The organism is Brevundimonas sp. (assembly GCF_024711105.1).
In the GTDB taxonomy this organism is placed as follows: Bacteria; Pseudomonadota; Alphaproteobacteria; order Caulobacterales; family Caulobacteraceae; genus Brevundimonas.
Genome location: NZ_JANJTL010000070.1, coordinates 1 through 9,341, shown reverse-complemented (window position 1 = coordinate 9,341; position 9,341 = coordinate 1). Strand labels below are relative to the sequence as shown.

Here is a 9,341-nt window from a genome sequence, read left to right as displayed (position 1 = left end):
CCGAACAGGGTGCAGGCCATGTTCATGGCCAGGAGCGGCGAGGTGAGGGGAGAGGTCCCCGGGTTGCAGTCGGTCGCGACCGCCATGGCCACGCCTGCATCGCGCAAGGCCTGGACCGGCGGAGGGGTCTTGTCCTTGAGGAAGTAATAGGCCCCCGGCAGCAGGACGGCGACCACGCCAGCCTCGGCCATGGCCGCGACACCGGAGGGCGTCAAGTGCTCGAGATGGTCGGCCGAGAGGGCGCCGAAACGGGCGGCCAGCTCAGCCCCGCCCTGGTCGGTCAGCTGCTCGGCGTGGAGCTTGACGCGCAGGCCGTGTGCGTTGGCGGCTTCGAACACGCGCTCGACCTCGGTCGGGGTAAAGCCGATGGTTTCGCAGAAGGCGTCGACGGCGTCGGCCAGGGCCTCTTCGGCAGCGGCGGGAATGATCCGCTCGCAGATCAGGTCGACGTAGGCCGAGCGGTCCTCCCGGTGCTCCGGCGGCACGGCGTGGGCGGCAAGCAGGGTCCGGCGAACGCGGGCGCCGGTCAGGTCGCCGGCCGCGCGGAGCATTTTCAGCTCCGAGTCGAGGTCGAGGCCGTAGCCGGACTTCACCTCGACGGTCGTCACGCCGTTGGAGGCCAAGGCGTCCAGCCGTCGCTGGGCCGAGGCGGTCAGCTCTTGCTGGCTGGCGGCGCGGGTGGCCCGCACGGTCGAGAGGATGCCGCCGCCGGCCCGGGCGACCTCCTCGTAGGTCGCGCCGTTCAGCCGCTTCTCCCACTCGCCGGCGCGGTTCGAGGCGAAGACGAGGTGGGTATGGCAGTCGATGAGGCCCGGGGTGATCCAGGCGCCGGCGAGGTCCTCCACCTGACGCGCCAGGCTGGCGGGCTCGCCCGGCAGATCGGCTGCGACGCCGATCCAGGCGATTCGGCCTTCCTGGATGGCGAGCGCGGCGTCGCGCACGGCGCCGTAGGGCCCATGGCCCGGCGTCATTGTCGCCGCGTGGCCGCCGATCAGGAGGTGATCCCACATGACGGCTGCTCTACATGGACAGGTCCGCACTCGCTAGGTTACGGCGCAGCATGACCACTTCGGACTGCCTCGGCTGGACCTCGGCCGCCGACCTTCTGGGCGATCACCCGGACGCGCCCGTCGCCCTGATCGGCGCGCCGCTGAATGAGCGGTCCCTGACGCCGGGGCGCTGCGACCTGGGCCCCAAGGCGCTGCGGACCGCGCTGCCGCGCATGTCGACCTATGACCTGGAGACGCGCACCGACCTTTCGGCCTTGAAGGTCCACGACGTCGGGGACGTCTTCCTGAAGGCCGTCTCGCCCGCCGACGCCTTCGAGCCCGTGAAGGCGGCTGTCGCTGCGCAGGCCGGCCGCGGTCTGGTGATCCTGGCTGGCGGCAACAACGCGATCACGCGCCCGGGCGTGCACGGGGTCGACCCGACACTGCAACGGGTCGGCGTCCTGACGCTCGACGCCCATTTCGACCTGCGCGACACCGACTGCGGCCTGACGAACGGCAATCCCATCCAGGCGCTGCTGGAAGACGGCCTGTCCGGCGCCCGCATCAGCCAGATCGGCCTGGCTCCCTTCGCCAACACCTGCAAGGCGCACGAGAAGGCCCGCGCCGCGGGCATCTCGGTGCGGACCGCGCGGGAGTGCCGCGAGGTCGGTCTGGCCGCTGTCGCCCTTCAGGAACTGGATCGGCTGTCGGCTCTAAGCGAAGTGATCTACGTGGATTTCGACATCGACGTGATCGATCGGGGCCAGTTCTGGGCCGCGCCGGGCGCGCGCCCCGGAGGGGTCACAGCCCAGGCCTTCTTCGACGCCACGCGCGCCATCGCCGCCCATTCTAAGGTACGGGCCGTGGACCTGACCGAGTTCGATCCGTCGCTCGACCCCGGCGACGTCTCCACTCTGACCGCCGCCCGCTGGTTCTGCGAGGTGCTCGCGGGCTTCGCCAGCCGTTGAGCGACGGCTTCACCTACGAGGAACGCGAGCCGTCGCCGGCGATCCGGCCGTGGGTCCGGCGCATCTGGACCTACACCCGTTCTGAGGCCGACGCCGAGCCGCAGCCGATCTGCGCCGACGGCTGCCCCGAACTGATCTTCGACCTTGGACCGCCTCACCAGGAGCGGCGGGCGGGCGGTGAGGTGGCGCTCCAGCCGGAGGCGATGTTCGTCGGTCAGCTGACACGGCCGCTCTGGATCCAGGCGCCGGGGCCCACCCGCGTTTTCGCCGTCCGCTTCGAGCCGGACGGGGCCTTCGAATGGCTCGGCCAGCCGATCCAGGCGGCGACGGATTCGCATCTCGACCTGATGGATCTGCGGCCGGACTGGACGCGCAGGATGCTGGCGACGCTGGACGGCGCGACCGACCCGCTGGCCCTGCTGGAGGCCGCGATCGTCGATGACCTGCGGGACGCCACGCCGCCTGACGCCGCGGTCCGGGCCGCCATCACCGCCCTCTACGCCGATCAGCCTGTCCGCCTGGACCGCGCCGGACAAAGGCGGTTCCTGAAGCGCGTGGGCATCCCGGCGCGCACGCTTCGAGCGATCCTGCGATTCCGCAAAGTCTTCGACGCCATTGAGGCGGACCGCCACGGTGGCTGGGTCTCGGCGGCGCTGGCGGCCGGCTATTTCGACCAGCCGCAGATGGCCCACGACTTTCGACGCTTCCTGGGCCTGACGGCGACGGAATGGGCCGGTCAGAAGGCGGGCCTGGCTCGCTCGCTGGTGTCGCATTCCTACAAGCCGGACGCCGGGGGCGCGGTCTAGTGAAGCTGGGTCACCACGGAGGGGTCTATGCTCATCTCACTTCTCGCCGCCGCTCAGCTCGCCGCCGCGCCCGCGTCTGACCTGAACTGGGTCGCAGGCTACTGGCTGTCCTGCGAAGACGGCCGCGAAGTCGCCGAATACTGGTCCGACGCCCGGGGCGGCGCGCTGTTCAACACCACGGTCAATCTGGACGGCGACCGCGTCTCGTCCGAGCGGACGATGTTCGCGACGGTCAACGGGCGCCTGGCGTTCGTTTATGAGCCGACCGGGGCCAACGTGGTCTTTCCCCTGATCGCGCTGGAAGGCCAGCGGGCCGTGTTCGAGAACCCCGAAAACGATTTTCCGAACCGCGTCATCTATTCGCGTGAGGGCGACGTCTTGACCGGTCGGATCGAAGGGACCATCGACGGCCAGCCGCGGTCGATGGAGTGGGTCTATCAGGCTGCGGAGCTGAATGCGCGCTGCCCGGGGACCTGAATGCGTCTGGAAGAAGTGATCGCCGAGTTCCGGGCCGTCGGGGCCCTTCGCGAAGGGCACTTCGTCCTCTCCTCCGGCCTACACAGTCCGGTCTTCCTGCAGAAGAACCTCGTGTTCGCCCATCCCGACCGCTGCGAGCGGCTGTGCCGCGCGCTCGCCGAGCGCGTGCGAGAAGAGGTCGGCGAGGTCGATGTCGTGGTCTCGCCGGCGGTGGGGGGCATCATTCCCGGTTACGAGACCGCCCGACACCTTGGGGTCCCGGCGCTCTATGTGGAGCGGGTGGACGGCAGCTTCGCCCTGCGGCGCGGATTCACGCTAGAGCCCGGCCAGAAGGTGCTGATGGTCGAGGACATCGTCTCGACCGGCCTGTCGTCGCGCGAATGCATCACCGCCATCCGCGAGGCGGGGGGACAGGTGGTCGCAGCGGCCTGCGTGGTCGATCGTTCGGGCGGAAAGGTGGACGTCGGGGTGCCGCTGATCGCCCTGGCGCGTCTGGCCGTGCCCGCCTATCCGGCTGACCAGTTGCCGCCGGAACTGGCGGCCATACCCATCGAGGACCCCGGCAGCCGGAGGCTGAAGGCGTGACGCGGCCGCTTCGGCTCGGGGTCAACATCGACCACGTGGCCACCGTCCGGAACGCCCGGGGCGGAGACCTGCCCGATCCGGTCCGCGCCGCGGAAATGGCGCTTGGGGCCGGCGCCGACGGCATCACCGCACACCTGCGCGAGGACCGTCGCCATATCTCCGACCAGGACATCGAGCGCCTGTCGGAGCTGCTCGGCCGGCAGAAGCGCCCCCTGAACCTCGAAATGGCCGTCACCGAGGAGATGGTGGCCATCGCGCTCCGCCATCGCCCGCCTGCCGTCTGTCTGGTGCCGGAGCGGCGCGAGGAACGCACGACCGAGGGTGGGCTGGATGTGGCCGGGGGTCATAACTGGATCACGCCCGCGGTGGCTCGCCTACGCGACGCCGGCAGCCGGGTTTCGCTGTTCATCGCCGCCGACCGGCCGCAGATCGAGGCGGCGGCCCGAGCCGGGGCCCAGGTGGTCGAGCTGCACACCGGGGCCTACTGCGACCTGCTGCGCGACGGCGAGGAAGAGGCGGCGGCCGAGACCCTGCAGGCGCTCCGGGATAGCGCCGCCCTGGCGGCTGACCTCGGGCTGGAGGTTCACGCCGGCCATGGTCTGGATTTCGAGACAGCCGCCCACCTGGCCTCGGTGCCTGAAGTGGTCGAGCTGAACATCGGGCATTTCCTGATCGGGGAGGCGATCTTCGTGGGCCTGGAGGCCGCCATCGTCCGGATGCGCGCCGCCATGGACGCCGGGCGGGCGGAGATCGCCGCGTGATCATCGGCATCGGCTCCGACATCACCGACATTCGGCGCATTTCCGACAGCCTGGACCGGTTCGGGGAGCGCTTCACCCGCCGCTGCTTCACCGAGATCGAGCGTGTCCGATCCGAACGTAAGCCGGACCGCGCCGCCAGCTACGCCAAGCGCTTTTCCGCCAAGGAGGCTTGCGCCAAGGCGCTGGGCACGGGGATGCGCGGGGCCGTCTACTGGCGCGACATGGGCGTGGTGAACCTGCCGAGCGGCCAGCCGACCCTGGCCCTGACCGGCGGAGCGGCGGAGCGGCTGGCCGTGCTGACGCCTCCGGGGCACAGCGCGAACATCCATCTGAGCCTCACCGATGACCATCCGTACGCCCTTGCATTCGTGGTGATCGAGGCCTTGCCGCTGTCACAATGAACGGTTACGCCAGACGCGGTTTTTTCCGGGTGGGGTTCCCGACATGAGCGACGACCACGACAAGCCGCATGAGCCCGAGGCGGAGCCTCACGCCCCGCCGGAACCGGCGGCGCCCCAGGCGCCTGACCATGACGCGCATGCCGAAGCCTCGCCGGCGGAAGCCCAGGCGGTCCTGCTCGAGGTCGAGCATGAGGCTGCGGCGGACGCGCACGGCCATGCTGATCATCACGAGCCCGCGCATCATGAGCCGGCTCATCACGACGCCCACGACACTACCGACGCGCATCACGCGCCGGTCGAGGCCCATTCCGATGAGCACGGCCATGACCCTCACGCTCATGACGCCACGGCGCACGGGCACGAGGAGCACGCGCACGTCGTAGCGGCGCATGACGATCACGCCCATGCCGAGCCCGCGCCCGCCGCGGCTCACGACGATCACGGGCAGGCTGCGGCTCACGACGATCACGGGCACGCTGCGGCTCACGACGACCATTCTCATGGCGTGACCGCGCATGACGATCACGGGCACGCCGAGGCCGCTCATGCGCCCGCAGAGCCGCACCACCCGGTCGAGACGCATCCGGAGCCGGCGCATCACGATCACCATGCCGAGGACGTGGCCGTCGCCGGAGCCGCCGCAGCGGCGGTGGGGGCCGCCGCGGCCGCGGCGTCCGCGCCCGCCTCGCGTCCGATCTGGAGTGACAATGGCGACGCCCCGTTCGAGGACGCCGACGATCGCCCGGCCTACGCTCGGTCGGGCGGCCGCAAGGCCAGGAAGAAGTCCGAGGGCGGCTTCTTCTCGGAGCTGTGGGACATCATCAAGACGGTCGTCTACGCGCTCGCCATCGCCATGGTGGTCCGGATCTTCTTCTTCCAGCCCTTCACCATCCCCTCGGCCTCCATGGAGCCGAACCTCTACGAGGGTGACTACATCGTCGTGTCGAAGTGGAGCTACGGCTACAGCCGTCACTCGATCCCGTGGAGCCCGCCGATCTTCGAGGGCCGCATCATGGGCCGCCAGGCGGAACGCGGCGACATCGTCGTCTTCAAGCGCCCCAACAATGACGGCGCCGGCTACACCGACTACATCAAGCGCATCATCGGCGTGCCGGGCGACCGGGTGCAGATGATCTCCAACGTGCTGCACATCAACGGCAGCCCGGTGGAGGACGTCCAGGTCGAGGCGACGCAGGTGCGCGGTGCCTTCGGCGAGGGCCCGACCCAGCTGCGTGAGACCCTGCCGGGCGGCGCCGAGTTCCGCATCCAGGACTTCGGCCCGGGCTCTCCGAGCGACGACACCGATGTCTTCGTGGTCCCCGAGGGCCACTACTTCGTCATGGGCGACAACCGCGACGACTCCATGGACTCCCGCTATCCGTGGGAAGTCGGCGGCGTCGGCCTGGTGCCGGAGGAGAACCTGGTCGGCAAGGCGCAGGTGATCCTGTTCTCCTGGACGCCCGGCGCCTCGCTGTTCAACCCGGTCAGCTGGTTCGCCAACGTGCGGCCCGAGCGGTTCTTCACCGACCTGGAATGAACGTCCGACGTGGCGCGGTCGAAGCGCTCCAGACCCGGCTGGGCCACGTCTTTTCGACGCCTGAGCTTCTCGAACGCGCCCTGACGCACCCCAGCGTGGGCGAGGGCGGCAAGGCCGTGCCCGACTATCAGCGGCTGGAGTTTCTTGGCGACCGGGTGCTGGGGCTCCTGACGGCCGAGCGGCTGTCGGCGGATTATCCCAAGGCCGACGAAGGGGAGCTGTCCAAGCGGCTTCACGCTCTGGTCGATCGTGACAGCTGCGCGCGGGTGGCCCGCCGGCTGGAGGTGGGACCCGCCCTGAGGCTTTCGCCCGGCGAGACCAAGACCGGCGGCCGCGACAAGGACGGCATCCTCGCCGACGCCGCGGAGGCGCTCATGGCCGCCGTCTATCTCGATGGCGGCATCGAGGCCGCACGCGCGGTCTTCGAGCGCATCTGGGCCGACGAACTCGCCAGTGGCGGCCGCCCGCGCCAGTCGAACCCGAAGTCCGCCCTGCAGGAGTGGGCGCAAGGGCGCGGCTTGCCGCTGCCCGTCTATGAGGTCATCGGCCGTACCGGTCCCGACCACGCGCCGGTCTTTTCCGTCCAGGTGACGGTCGAAGGCGTGGAGCCCATGATCGCCCAGGGACGTTCCCGCCAGGAGGCCGAAAAGGCCGCCGCCACCGCCATGCTAAGCCGCGAAGGCCTGATTTGACTGACGACCCCCCCAAGACCCGCGCCGGCTTCGCCGCCATCATCGGCGCGCCCAACGCCGGCAAGTCGACCCTGACCAACCGCCTAGTCGGCTCCAAGATCTCGATCGTGACCAAGAAGGTCCAGACGACGCGCTTTCCGGTGCGCGGTGTGCTGAATGTGGGCGAGGCGCAGATCGTGCTGGTCGACACCCCCGGCATCTTCAAGCCGCGCCGTCGGCTGGACCGCGCCATGGTCGCTTCGGCCTGGGGCGGGGCGGAGGACGCCGACGCCGTGGTCCATCTGGTCGACGTGCAGTCCGAGCTGGCCGTCTCCGAAGGCCGCGCCAAGGCGGCGGACCATCGCTCGGTCGAGGACGCGCGCGCCATCACCGAAGGCCTGAAGGCGTCCGGCCGCCAGGCCATTCTGGCGCTCAACAAGATCGACGGGGTCAAGCGCGACAGCCTTCTCGCCGTCACCCAGACCTATTTCGACACCGGCGCCTATTCGGAGGTCTTCATGATCTCGGCGGCCCAGGGGTCGGGGGTCGATGACCTGAAGGCGCGGCTGGCCGAGCTCATGCCGCCGGGCCCCTGGCTTTATCCGGAGGATCAGGCTGCCGACCTGCCGTTGCGCCTGCTGGCGGCCGAGATCGTGCGCGAGAAGATCTACCTGCGCGTCCACGACGAACTGCCCTACGCCGCCGCGGTCGAGACCGTCAGCTTCGAGGAGCGCCAGGACGGCTCGGCCCGGATCGAGGCCAACATCTATGTCGAGCGCGACAGCCAGCGGGCCATCGTGCTGGGCAAGGGCGGCCAGACGCTGAAATGGATCGGCCAGGCCGCGCGCGAAGAGCTCGAAGCCCTGTTCGAACACCGGGTTCACCTGTTCCTGCACGTCAAGACCGACGAGCGCTGGGCCGAGCGTCGCGACCTCTATGGCCAGGTCGGGCTGGAGTTCGACGTCTAGGCGGAGGGCCCTGACGCCTCGGCCGCCTGGACGCCCAGTTGTCGGACCAGATCGGTCGCCTCAGCCGTGAGTTCGGGCAGCCGCTCGCCAGCCGTCCGGAAGGCGTTGAGGTCGGACTGATTGCGGAAGGCCACCATGCCGTACTGGAGGTTCCAGCGGCCGAGAGAGCCCTCCAGGACCTCCACCTGCGCCTCGATCTGATCGAGGATTTCACCGTTGAGCTCGACGATGCGCTCGACAGTCGGCGCGTTTGCGTCAAACACCTCCTGCAGTTCGGCGCGGGCCGACGCCTTGCCGAACCGGCTGAGGTTGGTTCGCTCCACGTCGGCCAGCGCTCGGGCCTGATTGTCGGCCACGGCCGACTCGAAGTTGCGCGCTGCCTGCCGCGCCGTCTCCAGCCCGCGCCGGGCGCGTTCAATGTCCTCGGCGTCGCCGGGGCTGGATCGGTAGGAGACCCTGAACTGGAAGAGGTTGTCGAGGCGGCCGTTGAAGGCGTTGTAGCTGTGGAACAGCGCCTGCTGGTAGCGGGCCGCGATCCGCTCCGAGGGCGGCCGGCGCAGGCTCTCGTTGTCCTTGATGTACTCCGCCTTCTCCAGGGCGGTGAGGCCTACGAGGAGCCCCGAGCCTGCAAGGGCGCCGACCGTCACCACCACGGCCGCGAGAGGGCCCACGCGAGGCCGGCCGAGCCTGGTCATCAAGAACCAGAGAGCGGCTCCGCCGATGAGGGCCAGGGGCACGATCCGGATGGCGATCTTGCCGGCTGATTGGCCCAGCGCCTGCATGACCGAGAGATCGCCCAGCGGCAGCACATAGGCCTGCCGTGTCAGGATGTAGCCGGCCACGATCGTGGCGATGGCCGCCGCCAGCAGGACCATCCAGCTATTGTCGTCGCGCGGCGCTTCGTAGCGCGCACGCGGCATCACCACTTCATCATCCATGAAAGCCCCCAAACCCCGCGAAGGAGGCTAGGATGGCGACCGGTCACAAGGCAAGAGACTCAATATGCTCGCAAAGTCAGCCGTAGCTGCGGTCGCCCTTCTCGCCTGGGGGACGCCGGCCCTGTCTGAGGAGCCCGAGGAGACCGCCGCCTCCGCCGTACTGGACGCCATGCACGCCGCCGAGAGCGCGGCGGACGGCGACGCCCTGTTCAGCCTGTTCACCGAGAACGCCACCTACCT

12 protein-coding genes are annotated in these 9,341 nt (G+C 69.7%); 9 read left to right on the top strand and 3 right to left on the bottom strand.

What is annotated here, in order from left to right:
• Positions 1-1,010 (bottom strand): imidazolonepropionase (hutI, locus tag Q0M60_RS05615; RefSeq protein ID WP_366855596.1); only part of this gene is annotated, 1,010 nt, incomplete at its 3' end.
• Positions 1,011-1,060: 50 nt separating this feature from the next.
• On the opposite strand from hutI, the gene Q0M60_RS05610 reads away from it, so the two are divergent.
• The 6 genes from Q0M60_RS05610 to acpS are packed head-to-tail and all read left to right on the top strand — an operon-like array spanning position 1,061 to position 4,987.
• A complete protein-coding gene (locus Q0M60_RS05610; RefSeq protein WP_296817037.1) occupies positions 1,061-1,957 on the top strand; it encodes an agmatinase family protein in 897 nt (298 codons plus the stop codon).
• Positions 1,954-2,763 carry a DUF6597 domain-containing transcriptional factor gene (locus Q0M60_RS05605; RefSeq protein WP_296817034.1) on the top strand — a complete coding sequence of 270 codons (810 nt, stop codon included), beginning with the start codon at positions 1,954-1,956 and terminating at the stop codon, positions 2,761-2,763. Before Q0M60_RS05610 ends, Q0M60_RS05605 begins: the two co-directional genes overlap by 4 nt.
• A 27-nt stretch (positions 2,764-2,790) precedes the next feature.
• Positions 2,791-3,240 (top strand): DUF6265 family protein, encoded by a 450-nt coding sequence (locus Q0M60_RS05600; RefSeq protein WP_296817032.1) that lies wholly within the window; start codon positions 2,791-2,793, stop codon positions 3,238-3,240.
• A complete protein-coding gene (gene pyrE / locus Q0M60_RS05595) occupies positions 3,241-3,825 on the top strand; it encodes an orotate phosphoribosyltransferase (RefSeq protein ID WP_296817029.1) in 585 nt (194 codons plus the stop codon). It abuts the gene before it with no gap.
• Positions 3,822-4,586, top strand: a complete 765-nt coding sequence (locus Q0M60_RS05590; protein WP_296817026.1) for a pyridoxine 5'-phosphate synthase — start codon at positions 3,822-3,824, stop codon at positions 4,584-4,586. Before pyrE ends, Q0M60_RS05590 begins: the two co-directional genes overlap by 4 nt.
• Complete coding sequence (gene acpS / locus Q0M60_RS05585) at positions 4,583-4,987, top strand: holo-ACP synthase (protein WP_296817024.1); 405 nt, start codon at positions 4,583-4,585, stop codon at positions 4,985-4,987. Before Q0M60_RS05590 ends, acpS begins: the two co-directional genes overlap by 4 nt.
• 4 nt (positions 4,988-4,991) lie before the next feature.
• Here acpS and Q0M60_RS05580 read toward each other — a convergent pair whose 3' ends face one another.
• Positions 4,992-5,597: a hypothetical protein gene (locus Q0M60_RS05580; protein ID WP_296817022.1), complete on the bottom strand. Its 606-nt coding sequence runs from the start codon at positions 5,595-5,597 to the stop codon at positions 4,992-4,994.
• Between the two features lie 9 nt (positions 5,598-5,606).
• Between Q0M60_RS05580 and lepB the strand changes: the two genes are divergently transcribed.
• The 3 genes from lepB to era are packed head-to-tail and all read left to right on the top strand — an operon-like array spanning position 5,607 to position 8,163.
• Positions 5,607-6,524 carry a signal peptidase I gene (lepB, locus tag Q0M60_RS05575; protein ID WP_296817020.1) on the top strand — a complete coding sequence of 306 codons (918 nt, stop codon included), beginning with the start codon at positions 5,607-5,609 and terminating at the stop codon, positions 6,522-6,524.
• Positions 6,521-7,216, top strand: a complete 696-nt coding sequence (gene rnc / locus Q0M60_RS05570; protein WP_296817017.1) for a ribonuclease III — start codon at positions 6,521-6,523, stop codon at positions 7,214-7,216. The genes lepB and rnc overlap by 4 nt, the downstream gene beginning before the upstream one ends.
• Complete coding sequence (gene era, locus Q0M60_RS05565) at positions 7,213-8,163, top strand: GTPase Era (RefSeq protein WP_296817015.1); 951 nt, start codon at positions 7,213-7,215, stop codon at positions 8,161-8,163. Before rnc ends, era begins: the two co-directional genes overlap by 4 nt.
• Here the strand turns inward: era and Q0M60_RS05560 are convergent.
• Positions 8,160-9,101 carry a hypothetical protein gene (locus tag Q0M60_RS05560; RefSeq protein ID WP_296817013.1) on the bottom strand — a complete coding sequence of 314 codons (942 nt, stop codon included), beginning with the start codon at positions 9,099-9,101 and terminating at the stop codon, positions 8,160-8,162. The two genes, era and Q0M60_RS05560, sit on opposite strands and share 4 nt — an antisense overlap.
• Between the last annotated feature and the right edge of the window lie 240 nt (positions 9,102-9,341).